The sequence below is a fragment of the Brevibacillus choshinensis genome, assembly GCF_016811915.1.
GTDB classification, from domain to species: Bacteria; Bacillota; Bacilli; order Brevibacillales; family Brevibacillaceae; genus Brevibacillus; species Brevibacillus choshinensis_A.
The window spans coordinates 4,940,563-4,960,061 of record NZ_CP069127.1; the positions used below are offsets into that span (position 1 = coordinate 4,940,563).

The 19,499-nt window shown below is 49.4% G+C and carries 18 protein-coding genes; 8 read left to right on the plus strand and 10 right to left on the minus strand.

The genetic code is table 11. From position 1 onward, the window contains the following. The first annotated feature begins 35 nt into the window (after positions 1-35). Positions 36-1,826 carry an LTA synthase family protein gene (locus JNE38_RS24735; RefSeq protein WP_203353745.1) on the plus strand — a complete coding sequence of 597 codons (1,791 nt, stop codon included), beginning with the start codon at positions 36-38 and terminating at the stop codon, positions 1,824-1,826. Positions 1,827-2,403: 577 nt separating this feature from the next. On the opposite strand, the gene JNE38_RS24740 is transcribed toward JNE38_RS24735, so the two are convergent. Further along, entirely contained in the window at positions 2,404-2,820 is a 417-nt protein-coding gene (locus JNE38_RS24740; RefSeq protein ID WP_007729208.1) for a VOC family protein, read from the minus strand. 473 nt (positions 2,821-3,293) lie between these two features. Between JNE38_RS24740 and JNE38_RS24745 the strand changes: the two genes are divergently transcribed. The 5 genes from JNE38_RS24745 to JNE38_RS24765 all read left to right on the plus strand — a co-directional run bounded on the left by JNE38_RS24745 (position 3,294) and on the right by JNE38_RS24765 (position 6,940). Further along, entirely contained in the window at positions 3,294-3,938 is a 645-nt protein-coding gene (locus tag JNE38_RS24745; protein WP_203353746.1) for a hypothetical protein, read from the plus strand. Positions 3,939-4,043: 105 nt separating this feature from the next. Further along, positions 4,044-4,397, plus strand: a complete 354-nt coding sequence (locus JNE38_RS24750; protein ID WP_203353747.1) for an ASCH domain-containing protein — start codon at positions 4,044-4,046, stop codon at positions 4,395-4,397. 2 nt (positions 4,398-4,399) lie between these two features. Beyond that, positions 4,400-4,843: a DUF2269 family protein gene (locus JNE38_RS24755; protein WP_203353748.1), complete on the plus strand. Its 444-nt coding sequence runs from the start codon at positions 4,400-4,402 to the stop codon at positions 4,841-4,843. Between the two features lie 371 nt (positions 4,844-5,214). Beyond that, a complete protein-coding gene (locus JNE38_RS24760) occupies positions 5,215-6,147 on the plus strand; it encodes an aldo/keto reductase (protein ID WP_203353749.1) in 933 nt (310 codons plus the stop codon). A 241-nt stretch (positions 6,148-6,388) separates the two neighbouring features. Continuing rightward, positions 6,389-6,940: a DUF3231 family protein gene (locus tag JNE38_RS24765; protein ID WP_203353750.1), complete on the plus strand. Its 552-nt coding sequence runs from the start codon at positions 6,389-6,391 to the stop codon at positions 6,938-6,940. 120 nt (positions 6,941-7,060) lie between these two features. On the opposite strand, the gene JNE38_RS24770 is transcribed toward JNE38_RS24765, so the two are convergent. Then, positions 7,061-7,831 carry a 3-hydroxyacyl-CoA dehydrogenase gene (locus JNE38_RS24770; protein WP_203353751.1) on the minus strand — a complete coding sequence of 257 codons (771 nt, stop codon included), beginning with the start codon at positions 7,829-7,831 and terminating at the stop codon, positions 7,061-7,063. Positions 7,832-8,062: 231 nt separating this feature from the next. After that, entirely contained in the window at positions 8,063-8,812 is a 750-nt protein-coding gene (locus tag JNE38_RS24775; RefSeq protein WP_203353752.1) for an SAM-dependent methyltransferase, read from the minus strand. A 285-nt stretch (positions 8,813-9,097) separates the two neighbouring features. On the opposite strand from JNE38_RS24775, the gene JNE38_RS24780 reads away from it, so the two are divergent. Next, a complete protein-coding gene (locus JNE38_RS24780; RefSeq protein WP_203353753.1) occupies positions 9,098-9,580 on the plus strand; it encodes a hypothetical protein in 483 nt (160 codons plus the stop codon). Between the two features lie 88 nt (positions 9,581-9,668). On the opposite strand, the gene JNE38_RS24785 is transcribed toward JNE38_RS24780, so the two are convergent. The 7 genes from JNE38_RS24785 to JNE38_RS24815 all read right to left on the minus strand — a co-directional run bounded on the left by JNE38_RS24785 (position 9,669) and on the right by JNE38_RS24815 (position 17,758). Next, a complete protein-coding gene (locus JNE38_RS24785; RefSeq protein ID WP_203353754.1) occupies positions 9,669-10,643 on the minus strand; it encodes an ABC transporter ATP-binding protein in 975 nt (324 codons plus the stop codon). Next, on the minus strand, positions 10,640-11,623 hold the full coding sequence (locus JNE38_RS24790) for an ABC transporter ATP-binding protein (protein ID WP_203353755.1): 984 nt from the start codon (positions 11,621-11,623) through the stop codon (positions 10,640-10,642). The genes JNE38_RS24785 and JNE38_RS24790 overlap by 4 nt, the downstream gene beginning before the upstream one ends. Before the next feature lie 17 nt (positions 11,624-11,640). After that, on the minus strand, positions 11,641-12,507 hold the full coding sequence (locus JNE38_RS24795) for an ABC transporter permease (protein WP_203353756.1): 867 nt from the start codon (positions 12,505-12,507) through the stop codon (positions 11,641-11,643). Positions 12,508-12,516: 9 nt separating this feature from the next. Next, positions 12,517-13,461, minus strand: coding sequence for an ABC transporter permease (locus JNE38_RS24800; protein ID WP_203353757.1), 945 nt, complete (start codon positions 13,459-13,461; stop codon positions 12,517-12,519). 12 nt (positions 13,462-13,473) lie between these two features. Beyond that, complete coding sequence (locus tag JNE38_RS24805; RefSeq protein ID WP_203353758.1) at positions 13,474-15,111, minus strand: ABC transporter substrate-binding protein; 1,638 nt, start codon at positions 15,109-15,111, stop codon at positions 13,474-13,476. A gap of 191 nt (positions 15,112-15,302) precedes the next feature. Beyond that, a complete protein-coding gene (locus tag JNE38_RS24810; protein ID WP_203353759.1) occupies positions 15,303-16,028 on the minus strand; it encodes an exonuclease/endonuclease/phosphatase family protein in 726 nt (241 codons plus the stop codon). Positions 16,029-16,045: 17 nt separating this feature from the next. After that, positions 16,046-17,758, minus strand: a complete 1,713-nt coding sequence (locus tag JNE38_RS24815; RefSeq protein WP_238933453.1) for a sigma 54-interacting transcriptional regulator — start codon at positions 17,756-17,758, stop codon at positions 16,046-16,048. A 199-nt stretch (positions 17,759-17,957) separates the two neighbouring features. On the opposite strand from JNE38_RS24815, the gene JNE38_RS24820 reads away from it, so the two are divergent. Further along, positions 17,958-19,475, plus strand: coding sequence for an alpha/beta hydrolase domain-containing protein (locus tag JNE38_RS24820; RefSeq protein ID WP_203353761.1), 1,518 nt, complete (start codon positions 17,958-17,960; stop codon positions 19,473-19,475). Positions 19,476-19,499: the final 24 nt, after the last annotated feature.

Here is a 19,499-nt window from a genome sequence, read left to right on the forward strand (position 1 = left end):
AGATGAGAAAAGTGAGAGAAGGTAGATACGAGAGGATGAACGGAAAGCGTAGTGCCTTCGCCCTGTTTTTTGTGCTAGCTTGGATGAAATGTGTCCTATTTAACGTGTTTCTCCTGGATGCAAGCCATGACACGTCCCGATTTTTCTTGAATTTTGTCATGATCCTTAGGCGATTTCCCTTTTACATCGGATTTTTGGGCTTGTTTTTCTGTCTGCTTTTCCTGTTTCGCGGGCGCGCGAAAGCGTGGATGGGCTGGGGACTTCTTGCGGTATTATCGGCCATCGTCGTCGGTGATTTGTGGTATTTTCGCGGGTTTGAAACCTTGCCATCTTTGCATGTGTTGCAGCAATCAGGGAACTTGCAAGACCTCGGCGGTTCCATTCGTTCCATGGCGCGCCCTGGGGACTTATTGCTGATCTTCGATGTGATGATCATCCCGATCCTCTTGTGGATGAGACCGACTTGGTTTCAAGAGGAGGCGCGTTCATGGAGGGCGTTTTCCTGCTGGCTGATTGTTTGCCTTTTCTGCACAAGTGCGATCCCTGCGCTGAAGACCTACACCCCGCTTCGCGATTCTTCGGCGCTGTATTCGACGATCGACTCAGGGGGTACCGCCTACAATCTCAGTCCGATCGGCTATCACATGCTCGATGCGATCGAAACAGCGAAAGAAGGAGAAACGCTTACCCTTAATGCAAGCGAGAAAGAGGAAATCAAGGACTGGTACGCACAAAAAGAAACGAACTTGGAAGAAACTTCGCGGGCGCCGTTCGGGCAGTTTCGCGGGTACAATTTGCTTCTTCTACAAGTCGAATCCTTGGAAGCGTTTGTGTGGGGACAGTCAGTAGAAGGACAAGCCATCACCCCCACCTTAAACGAAATGAAACAACATAGCTATTGGTTCCCTCTCTTCTACGAACAAGTGGGAGAAGGAACCACTTCAGATGCGGAATTTACGGCGAATACGGGCGTGTATCCACTGCAAAAAAGCAGTGTATTTGTCCGCTTTCCGATGCACAACTACCCATCGCTACCAAAGTGGTTTGAAGAGAGCGGCTATTCGAGCCTTTCCCTCCATCCTGACAAAGGAACGTATTGGAACTGGAAAATAGCCCATCAGTCTCTTGGCTATCACACCCGTATCGATTCGCTTGATATTGGCGAGGCAGAACGAATCGGCATGGGGATTAGTGACCAAGCTTTTTTGCAAGAAGTATCCCAAACACTTGCCAAGCAGCCACAGCCCTTTGCTTCTTTTGCGGTGACCTTGACCTCACATGCTCCCTTTGATTTGGATGTGAAGTATCGATCGATGCGCTTGCCCGCACAGCTTGATCAGCATCGGATGGGCGGGTATTTCCAAAGTATACATTACGTCGATGCCCAAATCGGTAAACTGCTTGCCTCGCTTCGCGACAACAACCTGCTCGATCGCACGGTCGTTGTCGTTTATGGGGATCACGAAGGCATTCACAAATACTACGATGACGAAGTCGCAACAACTCCGCTTTCAGGGAATTGGTGGAAGGAAAATCACAAACGCGTCCCGTTTCTGATTTATCATCCTTCCCTATCCGGTAAAGAAATTTCGATTCATGGCGGACAAGTCGATATTTTGCCGACTCTCGCTCATTTGTTCGGGCTTCCTGCCTCCCCCCTCTCGCAAGCAACCTTTGGGCGAAATTTATTTACGACCTCTGACGACTTTGCTGTTCTTCGAAACGGCGATGTCGTTGGAAATCTGCCCAATGAGCGGGAAAGGTGGGCGAAACAAGGACCGCTCTATGCCGACTGGCTGATTCGCAGCAATACGCTTCTTCCATAAACAAAAAAGCTCTCTTCTTCGATCAATAACAGCCCAAGTCGGCTGTTTTTTGCTTTCATGAAAAAACAGAAAACGAAAGGGGTGAATTGGGATAATAAAGTTTTAGCCAAGAACCCATTATGGTACAAAGAGACCCGATCTTCTAAATCACCAGGTATTCGAAAATTAGTTTTAGACTATACACCAGAGTGAAGCAGTCTATGGATCTAAAAAACTGAATGATAAAGTCTTAGACTGCCTCATTGAACTATCGAACCCGTAAGCGTAATGATGACGACTCAGTTCTACTTGTATCGGTTTTTTTCAAGGAATCAGGGCGTTCCCAGAACAGAAAAGCACCCCACGGCCGAAAAGTCGCGATCAGCTGGCCAGAAACGCATGCGAGAGACGAAGGTCATTGAAACGTTCGACGCGGAAAGCTCCAATCCCGTCGAGTTCCAGCAAGCAGGCTGGCAAGCCATCATGGACGATTTCAAAGCCTCTACCGAACAAAACTAATCATCGCGAAGAAGACGCCGGGGAAGATGCCCGGCGTCTTTCTTTTTGAACCCTAGTACGAGCGTGCTCCCCGTTTGCCTTAACCTTGTGCCGCATCCATGTTCATGTAGTTAATGGCCCACAGATGGCCGTCCAAGTCCACGAAGCCCCAATGATACATGAACCCATGATCTTCAGGTTCAGCGTGTAATTTCCCGCCCAAGGAGACCGCGGTATTCACGATTTCATCGACCTTTTCCCGGCTCTCGAAGGCCAATGCGATCGTCATCTGCGCATACTTGCTCGTATCGACGGATTCCTTCTCCGTGAGCGTATTAAAGAATGCTTGATTGATCAACATGACCTGCAGGTTGTCGCCGATCACGATGGCTACCGAATTCTCGTTCTCGGGGAATTGCGGGTTGAGCTCGAATCCGAGTCCGGTGAAGAACGCTTTCGATTGTTCTACGTTTTTTACAGGCAGGTTGAAGCTCGTGAATGCGGACGTTAATGCCATTTTCAAAACACCTCTTCGTCAAATTAGTTTGTGAGGTCGGCTACTGTCCAGCAGCCTCTGATGTATATTTGCTAAGCTATAGAACCCGTTAGCTTAGCAAAAGTCAGTGACGGACCAATAATCACCTGCTTCACGTAGATGCTCCGGGATCTGTGAACTGCTGTCCTAAATATATCCTATAAAGCGACCTATCGTTTCTTTTCGATTGCTCTTTTCCTTGTCGTTAAAGGAGGTTCTAATACAATAAATTCATATTGTGATCAATATCTTCTTGATACTTTTTTGCGAGTCTCAACTAGTCTTCACTCTCAAAAGTATTGTGATCACTGCACAATGAATTGGATGAACCGATAAAGTCTTTGACATGAAGGACATAATTTGTTCCTTTGCGATAAAATATATTAGGCGTATTAATGTTCCAGAAAATAAAACGAAAAGTCATATGATTAAAACAAGTTTATGGGAGGGAAAAAATGATAGACTTTTTAAACGAGATTCGTAGACCAATAAGAATATCGCTATCAAGAAAGTTTTTATATTCGGGTTTACTATTTGTCGCAGGGGTTATTTTGGGCTTAATTTCCAAGGTGCTTGATACAACCTCAAGTAATTATTTACCCTATTTTCTTGAAATATTTGATTTAAGGAACTTCCTTTCTCGCATGGGAGTTTGGATTTTCCTTGCGGTAGTTATATCTGTGTATAGCAAATCAGCTATTGGGTCTGCCATACATGTTTTTTTATTTTTTGTAGGCATGGTTGGTAGCTATTATCTATATACAGTTCTGGTAGCAGGCTTTTTTCCTAAATCTTATATGATGATTTGGATTGTCATGACTGTTATTTCGCCATTTCTGGCTTTTGTTTGTTGGTATGCAAAAGGAAAAGGTATTATTGCCATTTCTATTTCATCTATTATTTTGTTGGTTATTACAAGGCAGTCTTTTGCATTTGGATTTTGGTATTTTGATATAAGATATTACTTAGAGTTATTACTTTGGATAGCCACGATTTTTGTTTTATATCAGTCTCCAAAACAAATAATCAAGGTGGTTACAATAGGATCGATTCTCTACTTCCTTACAGCTCAAATCTCTTTCATTTGGGGAATGTTATAGCTTCTAAAGACTGACCCACCCGTCCAACCATACAGTCGTGTGCTCGTGCATTCATGGCTCGACTTATGATAAAGTGGTTTAGAAGAAAAAAGGAGGATGGCATATATGCAAAATCAAATGGGCTCTGACGCTTTGCCGCCAAAAACCTGTACAATCGATCGTTTAATTACGGTGAAGCCGGATATCGAGAAAGTATTGTCAGGACAAAAAACAGCGACTCGGCGCAATGGACGCTACGCAGATGTTGGTGAAATCATGACGCTCGATGGCCACGAATTTGCAATAGACAAGGTTTATTCACAGTCGCTCGGGGAATTAACGGATGATCATGCCAAGCAAGAGGGTTATTCAAATGTAGAGGAATATAAGCAATCCATTCTATCATATCATCCAGGGATGCCTTGGCTGCCGCAAATGCGAGTGTGGGTCCATGAATTTAGCCCGCACAAGAAAAAATAACGGTGAGCATTTTATTATATAAGACGATTCTTTATCTACATATTCTCAGTGCTATGATGTCCATTGGCCCGTTTTTTGTTCTGCTACCCATGATGAAAAGATTGCGAGAGGCTGACCTCACCAAACAACAAGCCTATCTGGATACATTCAGGTCTACCACACGTTTGGCAAAGCATGCCGGTCATGTTTTGGTCATAACCGGGGTATTGCTTGTCATGGGTGGGTATTGGTCATGGAAGTCGTCCTGGATCGTGATGACCGTATTGATCTTGGTAAGCTCCTTGTATTTCCTGGCGCGCGCATTTTCGCCGAAGATACGGAAGTTTAATGAACCTGACCAGGACAAGGATAAATTGGTGCAGTCGCTTACTCGTTCGATCTGGATCTATTTGTTTCTTTTGCTGGCCATGTTATGGTTCATGGTGGTGAAGCCTGAGGTATGGTAGAGATGATCGTCCTTCACTTGGCCGAGATGGCCTCCTAACTGTATTCTCGTTCACTGATGGAAAAAGGCGCCTCAGGTGTCTTTTTCTTTTTGTTAACTAGCAGGTTAAGGTTAACTTTCATGGAAATTTACTCTAAGTTGATTTAAATCGTAGAAGGCATTCACGGACACTAATGCTGCTAAAGGCAACATATTTTCACATGTTAGGCTCCAGGTGCCTAAAGGTAAACACCATTTTTCATGGAAATATTTTAAAAATTCACTTTACAACACTTGAAGCTTACGTAACGTAATGAACTATGCTGTAGATACCGGTAAAAACCTCACGCGGAAAATGTACCTAAGCTTAAAAATAAGAGGGAGTTGAAGAGAATGATGAAACAAACACGTATTGGTAAAACCGATTTAGTCGTCAATCCAATCGGACTTGGAACAAGCGCTGTAGGTGGGCATAATATTTTTCCTAATGTAAATGAAGAAGTAGGAAAAGATTTGGTGCGGGCTGCGATCAACAGTGGAGTGAATTTTTTAGATACAGCGTTTTTTTATGGAACAGGACGTTCAGAGGAGCTAATAGGTGAAGTGATAAAAGAAGCAGGAAAGCGTCATGAACTCATCCTTGCAACAAAAGGCGGCCTTACGCTTGTCGATAATGATGTTGCCATGGATAATTCGCCAGCTTTTTTAAAACAAGCCGTTGAAGATAGCTTGAAAAGACTACAAACAGATTACATAGATTTATTTTATATTCATGTTCCAGATCAGGATACGCCAAAAGATGAGGCGGTTGGAGTCTTAAAACAGCTAAAGGACGAAGGTAAAATTAGAGCAATTGGCGTTTCTAACTTCTCTCTTGAACAATTGAAAGAAGCAAATAAGGATGGTTATGTCGACGTATTACAGGGAAACTACCATTTGCTGCAGCGTGAAGCGGAACAAGAATTCTTCCCCTATACGACAGAGAATAATATCTCGTTTATTCCATACTTTCCACTAGCATCAGGCTTGCTGGCCGGTAAATACAATAAGGATATGACATTCAATGATCTACGCAAAGATATGCCTCACTTCCAGGGGGATAAATTTAAAAGAAATCTAGAAAAGGTAGAGCAGCTCCGTAAAATTGCAAATGAAAAAAATACCGGAGTTGCTCATGTAGTCCTTGCTTGGTATTTAGCACATGATTCAATTGATGTCGTCATTCCTGGAGCAAAAAGAGCAGAGCAAATGCTGGATAATTTAAAAGCAGCAGACGTCCACCTGACAGAAGAAGAAATCAATGAAATTGATCGTATTTTTAAATAGGTTCTCTGTGGCGTACCTTCGTACTACCGCCCTTTCGTATTTTGAGGTTAGCCGGAAATAACTGATTGACCCTCTTCGTTAAATTTGTCCTCACTGATGTATTTGCTAAACTACCGAACCCGCTCGTTCCATCATGTAAATTGTTTTACGCTTGATTCGAATACAGATGGTTGAATAAGTAATTTCTTTCCTTCAAACAATATAGGTGTTGTCATTTTCAAAGAAGGAGACAGAACACACGATGAATATTTTGGAATCCGCAATAGATACCTTTAAAACAATGACAGATCAAGATGAAGACCAACCTCTTCACGTTGGGGAAGTGATGGGATGCTGGATATACTTGACTGGCCTTGAATTAGCTAAAGCAACCGTTCAAGCAGCAATTAACACTACAACCGACCACGAGTTAAAAGAATTGCTTGAAGAAGACTTAGCGCTCGGAACCAGCCAACGAAAAAGACTTTATGAATTTATGATTAAGGAAGGGATTTCCTTACCGCCGGCTTCTGAAGACGTCCCTTCCTCAGACCCTAAAGCTATCCCGCTCGGAGCCAAATTATCGGATGATGTACTGGCGAATGAATTATCGTTGAAAATATATAGTTTAATAATTCGAGCAGCTGGGATTGCCGCCGAATCGATCCGAGTAGACGTCGGTATGCTATTCACTCAGTTCCAAGCCGAAAAAATAGCCTTTGCTGTTAAATTGAAACACTCGATGCGAAAACGTGGCTGGATTAGAATACCTCCTTTCTACATTCCACCTGGCTCTACACAACCGGTTAGTTAACACCGTATCCCAAGGGTGGCATTTACCCCCAAAAAAGCGCTCCAAAAGCGAGCAAGTAAAAAAGGGCCTCTCTGACCTTCCATTCAGGATGGTACAGAGCAGCCCTTTCATATTTGGCATTTATTTCGGCTGCATCCGAATGGCGCCGTCCAGGCGGATCGTCTCGCCATTGAGCATGATATTTTGCATGATGCTTTGCACGAGCATGGCAAACTCCGTTGGTTGGCCCAGACGCGGCGGGAACGGGATGGTGGCGCCGAGTGCTTCCTTTGCCGTGCGAGGGAGTCTGTCAAACATCGGGGTGTCAAACAAACCCGGTGCGATGGTCATGACGCGGATGCCGTACGGAGCCAGATCGCGTGCAAGGGGCAGCGTCATCCCGACGATTCCTCCCTTGGAAGCACTGTAGGCTACCTGCCCGACCTGTCCGTCGAAAGCAGCGATGGACGATGCATTAATGATCACTCCCCGCTCTCCGTGTTTGTTCGGCTCATTTCCTGCCATCTGCTCGACTGCCAGACGAATCACGTTGAACGTGCCGATCAGATTGACCTGGATAACCTTGGAGAATGATTCCAAAGGATGGGGGCCGCCACGTGACAGCGTTTTTTGCGCTGTCCCGATCCCGGCACAGTTTATGGCGGCATGAATCGTGCCGAAATTGCCGGTTGCTTGATCGATGGCTTCCCGGACGCTCCCTTCATTGGTTACGTCTGTTTGAATGAACATGGCGCTTTCTGCTCCCAGCTCCTCTGCCAAAGCATGCCCCTTTTCCTGCGCCATGTCCAGAATGGCGACTTTCCCCCCGTGCAGGGCCAGATTCCTCGCAGTTGCTTCTCCCAGACCGGAGGCCCCTCCCGTAACAATGGCTACCGCATCTCGAATCTCCACGCCATTCTCTCCCTTCTGGTTATCCGCATTTCAAAAAAAGACATGCAAGTTGAGTACCAGCTATCTATTCCGTGCTTTTTCTGGCTTCCCAGCATGCCCCCCTGTCTGGAATTCCAATCGTACCAGACAGTTGTAAGACACCTATGTCTGGAGGAAGGACACCTCCATATAAAAAAGCTATCTTCACGGATTTTTACCCGTTAAAGATAGCTTATTATCCATCCCAGTTACTTATCTCCTAAAAAGATACAATCCAAAGCCAAGAGTATCTCTTCCCCATTTCAGATACGTGTGACGCCATGCGCGAATCCTTTGCAAATAGGCTTCGCAGTCGGGATCTTGGGGGTTTTCCTGGCAGTAGTTTTCGACCGACATCGAGTAAAGCCACTCGTACTGATCCCAGTCTTCCTCGCTTGCGACGCTCGACCACAGTGTGACCAGCCCTAACTCCTCCGCAATCCGGACATTATCGTAATGGCTTTGCAGCTCGGACTCCTCTGCGCCTCCCAGTGCTTGGAGATAGTCTTCGCTCGGTTTTTGCTTCCAGTAGCCTTCGCCGATCAGGATGTAGCCGTCCTTTTTCACGCATTTCTGCAAAGCCTTCAGCGTAGGGACGAATCCTCCCAGTGCATGCGTCGAGCCCACGCAAATCCCCAGCGAAAACGGTTGTTGCTCGCATGCGCCAAGAGCGACTTGCGCATCTGCCGCAAGAAATTCGATCTGACCTTCCGTGATACGGCCCCCTGCACGCCGCCTTGCTGCTTCGATGGCTTCCTCGTACAGCTCAATCGCGGTTCCACTGATCCCTCTGGATTCAGCCAAGCGAATCAACAGCTCGCATGTTCCTGCTCCAATATCCACGACGGGATCATTTGGCTGCAAAGGTATATGCTCCAATACCTGGTTCATTTTCGCTTCGGATATCGGGTTATAAAAAACGTGATCGCGGTGGGCGATGGCTGAAAATTTGTTTCTGTCCATGCTTACTGACAGCTCCTGTCTTCCTCATATTTTTGCGAATCCTTGGCCGTGCATGGGAATCCGAAATCATAATACCGCCCACCCTTCGTTTGATTCTCTCATTATAGCAAAGATCGTTCCCGCACGTGCATTTGGTAGGCATATAGACTCGCGTTTTTTCCGAATACTCAAGCGGATACGATGGCGCATGGCCTGAATCTTTTTGAGGGAGATTTTTTGCCAGTCAGGCGTCTAGGACGATCCGTTCCTCTCATATCCTTTTCAGAAGGGGAGGAGGATGTATCTGTGTTTACCGTACAATATGTCCCTCTGAGCAAGATCAAACCCGATGTTCCCGCCAAAATGACTTCGCATATCCGGAAGCTTCGCAGTATGATGTGGGACTGCATGCATCTCTTGGTGGTGCGCAAAAACCAAAACGACGGCAGTTACGCAATTCTGCTTGGAAATGAGCGATACGAGTATCTGTCCAAACATACCAAAAAGCTGGTTGCGCCTTGTCTAGTAGATGACAGCACGCCAAAAATTCAGGAACCAAATTGGCTGTATCGGTTTCGGAGGAAAAGACTGCAAGTGCTCGTTCCTGGCATCAAGATCGACAGCATTACTCCAGCAGCCTGGTCGATCATCCGCACCTTCCTGAAAGAAGAACCTCGTTTCAAGCAGCTGAAGCGCAGGCAACAAATCCATGTGCTGGTGCAAGCGGTTCGCTACAGGAAAATAGTCGTAGCTTCCATGAAAATGAAGGTGGACCAATTGTCGTCGTAACCACGCAGCAAAACAGGCTTCCGAATGAATCGGGAGCCTGTTACTCATGACGTCATCCGGCTAGCATCACTCGGGCAAAGATTAATGCTCAGGCTAAATGGCACCGTATTTGATGCGTCTCCCCTGCCTGGGCAAACGGTGGTATTTCCCTTTCACAATGCGGCATGCGCTGTGGGCAACGCGATACGAACGGACAGCCTTTGTGCCGTTCATACGGACTCGGGGGATCACCCTCCAAATCTATCTTTTCCCGCTTGCAAAGGTCTAGCCTTGGTACGGCCGACAGCAACGCCCTTGTATATGGATGAACAGGGTTATGAAAGATCTCCTGCGTCGTTCCCATTTCCACGATCCTGCCCAAATACATGACAGCCACCCGATCCGAAATGTACTTCACCACAGAGAGATCATGCGAGATGAAGATCAAAGAAAGCTGAAATTCCTTTTTTAAGTCTTCCAGCAGATTTAAAATGTGAGCCTGAACCGAGACATCGAGAGCGCTGACTGGCTCATCAGCGATCAACAGCTTTGGGCGAACGGCAATGGCACGGGCAATACAGATGCGCTGTCTCTGTCCACCGCTGAATGCTTTGGGATATTTGTCGGCATCCTTGACGTGCAGCCCGACCCGATCAAGCAAGTAGGCAATATAATCGTCTAGCTCCTGCTCAGTCCCGCAGATCTGATGGAACCGGATTGTCTCCGCCAGCATCTCTCTAACCGTCATTCGCGGATTGAGAGAAGAATACGGATCTTGAAACACCATCTGCATATTCTTCCGTATCCTGCGAAGAGACTTGCCGTCGCTCGCTGTGACGTCTTCTCCCAGAAACGTGATTTTCCCGTCCGTTGGTTCGTAGAGCCGCATAATGGTCCGGCTCAATGTACTTTTCCCACATCCACTCTCACCGACCAGCCCCAGCGTCTCCCCCGCTCGCAGCGAAAACGACACATCCTCTACCGCATAGAGTGACGTGCTGCTCTGCCCCAGCAGCCTCCCTACCAAGCCCACCGATTTGCGGTATTCTTTGCGTAATCCATCGATCTGTAAAATGGTCGTCATGCCTGCGCACACACCCTTTCATGATGAAAGCAGGCCGTCAAATGACCTGCGGCAGCTTCCCTCAATTGCGTATGTTCACGACGGGAACACTCTTCCGTAGCAAAGGAACACCGCTCCCGGAAAGGGCAGCCTTCCACCACTTGCGACATATCAGGGAGCGTCCCGGGTATCCCTTCCAGTTTTTCAGTAGATTCAATGCGCGGCACCGAGCGAATCAGACCGAGCGTATAGGCATGCCGGGGCGATTGAAACAAGTCAGCAGTCGTCGCGGTTTCCATGACTTTTCCGGCATAAAGGACAACGACGCGGTCACACATTTCAGCCACTACGCCAAGATTGTGCGTGACGATCAATATTCCCATGCCAAGGCGTGACTGGATGTTTTTCATCAGCCCGAGCACTTGATCCTGAACGGTTACATCGAGGGCAGTGGTCGGCTCATCGGCAAGCAAGAGCTGTGGATCACAGCATATGGCCAGCGCAATCATCACCCGCTGCCGCATCCCCCCGCTCATTTGATGGGGATAATCGTAAACACGCTTTTCCGGCGAAGGAATGCCTACCAGGCGAAGCAGCTCCACCGCTTTGTTCCACGCGTCTTTTTTGCTGAACTTTTGATGGGTCCTCAGCGTCTCCACCAGCTGATCCCCTACCCGATAGACCGGGTCGAGCGAGCTCATCGGATCCTGCAGCACCATCCCGATCTCTTTACCTCTGACTTGCTGCATCTGCTTTTGGGAATAGCTCAGCAAATCCGTTCCTGCAAAGCGGATGGATCCTTTTACCACCTTCCCCTGCGGAGAAGGCAGCAGCTGCAGGATCGAACGGCAGGTGATGCTTTTCCCACTTCCGCTTTCTCCCACTAATCCCACTGTTTCCCCCTGATTGACGTGAAAGGTGACATCATTGACAGCATGGATGGTCCGCTGCTTTGTTTGGAGGATGACCTCCAAAGAATCCACTTCGAGTATTGGCTTCATGGCGAACCTCTCCCTCGTTATTGATTCTCGATTTTTTCCGCCAGGCCATCTCCTAGCAGGCTAAAGCCCAGACCAGTCACGATGATCCCCAAACCGGGCAGCGTCGAGATCCACCAAGCGTTGATGATATAACTGCGTCCCTCCGCAATCATCGAGCCCCATTCTGCCTCAGGCGGCTGTACGCCCAGACCTAAAAAGCTGAGGGAAGCCCCGAGTAAAATGCATAGCACGACGTCAGACATGGCAAAAACAATCGCCGGCGAGATGACATTCGGCAGGATGTGCCGGAAAATGATCCTGCCGTGCCCATAGCCGATACTGCGTGCGGCGAGAATATACTCCTGCTGCTTCACTACCAATACCTCACCGCGGACAATACGCGCGTACGCACTCCACCCGACGATAAAGATCGCGATGTACATATTCGTCAGACCCGGCCCGAGAATTGAAATGATGGCAATGATCAGCACCATAAACGGAAAGCTGATGACGACATCCACGAGCCGCATGGTCAGCATATTGAACCATCCGCCGAAATACCCTGCGAGCAGGCCGATTACCGTACCGACAATCAAAGGAACAATCGCGGCTATCACACCGATTTGCAAATCAATCCGCCCCGCGTAGAGCATGCGGGTAAAGATATCACGCCCGAAGTTATCTGTGCCAAACCAATGCTGGGCGCTCGGCTTCTGCAGGACATTCGTCAGGTCATTGCTATTGGGGTCGTACGGTGTCAGCCACGGCGCGCATATTGAGAGGAGGATGACGATGAGCACCAGTGCCAGCCCTATGCCGATTTTCGTATTCACAGCAAGCCAAGAAAATCTGAGTCGATAGGCCCTCACCGGCTTTTTCACCGCTGTTTGCTGTATTTGTGCCATGTTCGCCCCCTATTCCAGATCAACGCGCGGATCGAGTATCGCATAGCACAAATCCGTCAGCAGATTGACCACGATGACAAGAATCGCAAAAACGAGCACCAAGCCCTGAATGATCGGATAATCCCTCGACAAGATCGAATTGATCAGCAACTGCCCGAGACCTGGCACCGAGAAGACCGTCTCGATCACGATCGAGCCTCCCAGCAGCCAGCCAATATTGACGCCGAGGATGGTCACCGTACCGCTGATTGCATTGCGAAGGACGTGGTTGATGATGATTTTATTCTCGCCAAGCCCTCTCGCTCTAGCCGCCTCGATATACTCCGAGGAAAACACGTTGATGATTTTGCTTCGCAAGGGTCGGATGAGCACGGGTGCCAAAGAACAGGCAATCGTCAGCGCGGGCAAAAACAAGTAGTAGATGTGGGCAAAAAAGTTCTTTCCGTATCCGGAAACAGGGAAAAGCTTTACTTTGATGCTGAGCAGCAGCATCAGCAAAATGCCGATCCAAAAGGATGGCATGGCCAACCCGATGATGGAGAGCGTTCGAAATCCGTTGTCTAGGACTGAATCCTTTCGCATCGCGGACCATAGGGCGATCGGGATGCTCGCCAAGAGACTGAGGACGGAAGCGTAAATCACGAGGAAAAACGTCGTTCCCAAGCGTTCTCCGATCAGCGTGTTGACGGATTTCTTCAGCAGGATGGACGTCCCCAAGTCACCTTGCACCATATTTTTCACAAAGATCAAATATTGATCGTACAAAGGCTTGTCCAGCCCCATCTGTGCCGTGATCTGCCGGACATTTTCAGGAGTGGCCCGAGAACCCAGCATGATCGTAGCCGGGTCCCCAGGGATGAGATGGATGATCAGAAATGAGACGACCGAGATCCCGAATACAACCGGAATCAGCTGGATCAAGCGTTGGAGGACAAAGTGTACGCGTAAGATCACTCATCACCTCTCTTACTTATTGAGCCAAACTTCCTCAAGCCGATAGTTCCCCGTGGACAAAACGTTGAAGCCTTTGACGTAATTTTGAACCGCATAGGAAGCTGGTTTGTAATAGAGGAACAGGAATGTCGCATCTTCGCTGACCAGTTTTTGAATCTCCATGTACATTTCTTTACGCTTTTCTTCGTCCAGTTCGGCCCGTGCCTTGTCTGCCAGTTCGTCTACTTTTGGATTTTTGTAGCCCGTGTGGTACGCGTCTGTACCGCCAGTGGAGACGACTTCAAAGCTGGTCAGTTCATCCGGGTCGATAATATCCGTGGAGAAGTAAGTAGTCGCCAGATCGTAATTCATCGTGTTGACAGCCTCGTATGCTGCACCCGGCTCCATCATTTGAATTTCTACTTCAATGCCCAGAGCAGCCAATTGGTCTTTGACAATGACCGCAATCTGACGGTCAGTCTCATCACCCGAGCTGATCAGAAGCTTCGTCTTAAAGCCTTGTGGTTTCGATGATTCCGCCATCAATTGTTTTGCCTTTTCCAGATTGTACTTGTATCCTTCGAGCTGATCGTTGAAGAACTTCATTTTTGGCAGGTAGGAGGTAGCGGGTTCGCCATTCCCCATCAGTACGGTTTTGATCATCATCTCTTTGTCTACCGCGTAGTTAATGGCTTGGCGTATTTTCACGTCGTTGAACGGCTCATGGGTGTGATTGATATTGATGACATCCACGCGGGATACCTGCGGGGTCATGACGGTCAAAGCCGGATCTGCTTTTAATTCTTCCATGGTGTTAAAGGGAACGTTGGAAGCGATATCGATATCTCCCGCGCGCAGCTGGAACAAGCGAGTCGTATCTTCTGGCACTTGCACCAGCTCGACGCCATCCAAGTACGGCTTGCCCGCTTGCCAGTAGTCCGGATTTTTCTCCAGCTCTACTCTCTGGCCGCGCTGCCAGTTTGCCAAGCGGAACGGTCCAGTCCCGTTTTCCTTGTCGCTCAAGAATTCCTTTCCTTTCTCCTTGACTGCCTTCTCCGACACAATCGAGCTGCTGAACAGGGCCAGGGAGGAAAGCAGCGGAGCGTACGGTGTTTTCGTTTTGATGGTCACTTGGTTTTCGCCGGACACCTCTACCGATTCAATGCCGGTATAAATCCAGCTCCAGTTGGAGCCCTCGCCTCTCGCGCGATCAAGCGAGAATTTGACGTCTGCCGGTGTCATGATGGAGCCATCGTGGAACTTCACGTCTTTTCGCAGATTGAAGGTGTACGTTTTCTTGTCATCTGAGATTTTCCAGTCGGTTGCCAGGGCAGGCTCGATCCCGTTTCCATCTGCAGAGACGCGAACCAATTGGTCGTACATCAACAAAAGTGTCCAAATCGTCATGTTGTCACCCGGAACGATCGGGTCCAGATTGGAAAGGTCTTGGGCGCGAGCGAGCTTGAGGATGCCGCCCGGCTTTGGTGTATTGTCGTCGCTTGCATTACTCGGTGCTGGTGTTGCTGCAGGCTGGGCTGTCGTGCCGGTCGGATTGCTTGCATTTCCTTGACTGGTTTCCTGTGTAGAGGAACAAGCGACGGTTCCCAAAACCAACAGGAATGCGATGACACTGAGAAAACCCTTTTTCACGTAATGTGGTGTGCGTACCATAAGAACCCCCCTCGTTAGAAAACCTCTGTGCGAAGTCGTTAGCAGTAGTAGAAGTGAATATCAGTTCGTTCGTTTTGAATATTTTTATTAATCTGAAAAATTATATTGTAATGATAGAATGTGGAAAATATTTTCTCAAATTCAATTATTTAATATCTCATATCAAGTATTTTTATGTTACAAGACACGAATTAGTCTAACCGAATCGCTTCGTTACCAACCTTCACGACCACTGGCACATGATCACTCCACTCTCGCCATTCCTCAAACGTCCCTACATGGACAGACTCCACCCTCTGCATCCACTCCGCTGGCAAGAAGCTGTAATCAATATGGTACCCCTTCTCCCTGTGATGTTGGAAATAGTACGTAGGGACGGATTCCGCACCATGCTCTTCGCGGTGAAGCCAGTGATAAGCACTTTCCAGCCCATGCTCCCTCAACATCCGTACCACTGCTGTATGATTTCCCACTCTCGGGAGATGGTCCCATATCGCATTGCTGTTCAGATCCCCTACGACGAGGCAGGTCTCCTCGAGTAGCAGCGTCCGGTAATGCTGGAGAGCCAAAAACAGCTGCCCGACGTAGCTCTGCTTTCGATCCTTATGGCCCTTGGTCCAAACGGCAAGCAAGGTAAATGGCTTCTGGGCGGTAACCCGAACTGGCAAGATCCAGTGAAAGCGGTCGTCATAGGCAGGATGCACCGTTAACGGATACGCGGATGCGCCGAACACCCCGAGCCCTTTATGGGGATTGTCCCCTGCCCATACGGCGTGCGTAAAGAGAGTTTCATGGCAGCCCGCCAGCTTTTCCAGCGACTCGCACTCGGAAATGACCGCGAGCTGCGGGCAAAAGGAGGCCAGCCTCCCCACTTTTTTGCGAAAGGCTTGCCTGCAGTTCCACGCGACGATATTCATGAGAGATCTCTCCTCCTCTAAGTAACATCCATCCCGTACTTCTCCAGCTTCCGGTAGAGGCTCGCGCGGTGAATACCAAGCAGGCTTGCGGCCTTCACCTTGTTTCCCTCCGCCTTCTGCAACGCCATCGTGAGCACTTTCTTTTCCGTCTTGGCGAGCTCGGCTTCCAGATCAAGGGTCACACTCTCTCCATTCACGACGACCTTTCTCTCCTGCAAATACGTCGGCAAATGCACCAGCTCCAGGCTCCCGTAGTCTGCCAGCTGAATGGCTCTCTCCAGCACATTGTGCATTTCCCTGACATTCCCCGGCCAGCTGTGGGAGAGAAACACATCCTCGACTCGTGGACTCAGCCCCGTCACCGATGTAAACAGCTCACGGTTCAGCTTTTGGATCAGGTGCTGGGCCATGGCCATGATCGATCCGGTCTGGACCCGCAGCGGCGGGATATTGATGGTAAAAACATTGAGCCGGTAATACAGATCTTCACGGAACTTCCCCTCCTCCATCAGCTTTTCCAATGGACGGTGGGTCGCAGCAATCACCCGGATATCGACTTGGATAGGACGTGTGGCGCCGATCCGCTCCACTTCTTTTTCCTGCAGGACGCGCAGCAGCTTTACCTGCATATCCAGCGGCATATCGCCGATTTCATCCAAAAACAAGGTGCCCCCATGCGCCAGCTCCACTTTTCCCGGCTTCCCGCCTTTTCGCGCCCCCGTAAATGCACCGTCCTCATAACCGAATAGTTCGGCCTCCATGAGGTCTTTGGGAATGGCGGCGCAGTTGACGCGGACGAACGGCCCCTCCGCCCGCGGACTTTCTCCATGAATCGCTTGGGCGAACAGCTCTTTGCCCGTCCCGCTCTCACCCAGGATGAGAATGGAGGATCGTGAGGATGCCACTTTTTTCGCCAGCTGAATCGTTTCTTTGAGCAATGGGTGATCCGCGAAAATGGAATCAAAGGAATAGCGGGTACCAGCTACCCGTTTCAGCTCCTGCCGATAGAAGTCCAGCTTTCGCTCCATAATATTGTAGCGCTCCACCATGCTCCGCAGCTCGCGCAGATCGTTGTAGATGACCTTGCCCATCGCTCCGATGATCTTGTCGTCCTCCCGCATCGGCATACGGCTCACAATGATATCGCGGTTCCCCACCCTCATCAGGTGGCCAAGCTCGGCCTTCCCTGTCTCCATGACCTGAGGCATCCTCGTATTTTCGATGACCTCCGTGATAGGTTTGCCGATCGCCTCTTCCATCGTCGTCTCCAGAAAATCGCAGTAAGCTTGGTTGATCATCGTCACGATCCCGTTCCGATCGCACATCACGATGCCATCGTACAGCTGTTCGACCAGCTCCCGAAACTGATGCAGCTCCCGCTCTTGCGACGAAATCTTCTGCGCCGCTGCCTCGTAGGCCGTCATGTCCTGAAATACGGAGATCGCCCCGATGATTTCGCCATCCTCCATGTACGGAATCCGATCTACCAGCAAGGTCTTGTCCCCGAAGCGGATCTCTACTCGCAGGCTCGCTTTGCCCTCCCGAATGACCTGCATCATCTCGGCCCCCGGTGTGATCCGCGAGACGTGATGCTGCTTGACTTCCGCCAGCCGCAATCCCAGCAGCTGACACCCGACCTGATTCACATGGAGTATGATTCCTTCGCGATCGATCATCATCACTCCCATTTGCAGCGTATCGAGAAAATGAACGATTTGAGGTGTTAGCATCATCTGCCTCCTCTGCTGACTCTTTCGCCTCGAGTTGTAGCACAAACGCATCATGTCGCACAAACGAGACACTGAAGATGTCGTATATACGCAACATATTCGCTGTTTTTTCGCACAATTCCTACTCTTTTTCGTTCGGAATGATACTTGCTATACCTAACAAACAGATGAAATCGCTTTCAAATACGAGGAGGAACGTATGAAAAGAAACGTTACATCACTCACGATGGCTGCACTCCTGCTCTCCACGTGCGCTGCCTATCCTGTCTCCCAAGTTCAAGCTGCTTACTCTCCTGTCATTCCCGGCGCTCACAGCGTGACCGTGACCAAATTTGACGGCTCAAGCGGTGGCCTCACGACGAAGAACCCTGCACAATACGCAGCAGCGACACAGTTTGGCAACCTCGGACTGGCTCCGAGCGGTTGGGGCTCCAAAGACGAAAAGACGGGCTGGTATCGCATGTACCAGCCTGCCGAGGTAGAGGGAACCCAGGTCAATGGCATGTTTGAAGATGCCAAGTTCGTGATCCGCGTGCCTGCCGACTGGAACGGCAAGCTGGTCGTGGCCGGTATTCCTGCGACGCGAAATGAAACCTCCACCGACCTGCTGTTCAGCGACTACGTCTTGGAGAAAGGCTTTGCTTTCGCTGCCATCGATAAAGGCACGCAGGGTGAAATCGATCCGAACGATCCTTTTGCCAAATCCAAAAATGCACTCGTCTCCGAGGATGATTCCCTCCGCGAGTGGCACCTTCGCTACCGCCAGGTGACCAAAGCCGCGCAAGCCTATCTGGCAGCCAATTATGCCGATCAGCTGATCTCCAGCCGTGACAAAAAGAATCCGGCGAGCAAGCTCGTCTCCAAAAACCACCCGGTCCCTACCTACGCGATGGGCATTTCCAACGGGGGATACGTCGTCCGCTATGCCCTGGAAAACGATGACCCGAAAAAGACGAAGGAACCGAAGCTCTATGATGGCGGTGTCGATTGGGAAGGCGTCATGTGGCGTGCGAAAGACGCCAATCTGATTTCGTCCTTGACCCCCGTCGTGAACCATGCGGAAGCCGCCGTCTTTGGCTCCCGGGAGGAAAAGGAACGGGCAACGGAAGCGCTGTACGAGGCTGGCGTACCGAAAGGCTCCGAGAAGCTGTGGGCGTACCATGATCAAGTGTACTGGTTTATCACCCTCAATATTTACCGTGACGAATTCGATCCCAAAGCCCCTGATCGACTCGACTGGCAGGATTACCTGAAGTTCGATAAAAACGGACTCCGCGATCGCAGTCATGACGATGTTTTTGAAGACTACGATTATTTCAAGCGACCAGGAAGCGTGAAAAACAGCGTCGCAGCGATCCAAAATACCGGCAACATCAACGTTCCCCTGATCACGGTCGCCGGCTCATGGGACACCCTCATCTTCCCGGATATCCACGCGAAAGGGTATGAGGAGCTCGTGAAGGAAGCCGGAAAGGGAGATCTGCACCGGCTGTACATGGTAGAGAAGGGCAACCACGTCGATAGCCTCGTCTGGAGCAAATCGGACCCCGATCAGGAGCTGCAGCCCCTGCTGCCGTACGTACATCAAAGCTTTGACATGCTCATCAAATGGGTCGAGGAAAACGAAGAGGCGCCCGAGAGCAAGACCATCCCCACTCCAGAGGACAATACCCGTGTGATCGATCTGGAGACGGGAGAAGAGATTCAGCCTTATTAAAAGGTCGAGCCGTCGTGAAAGAAA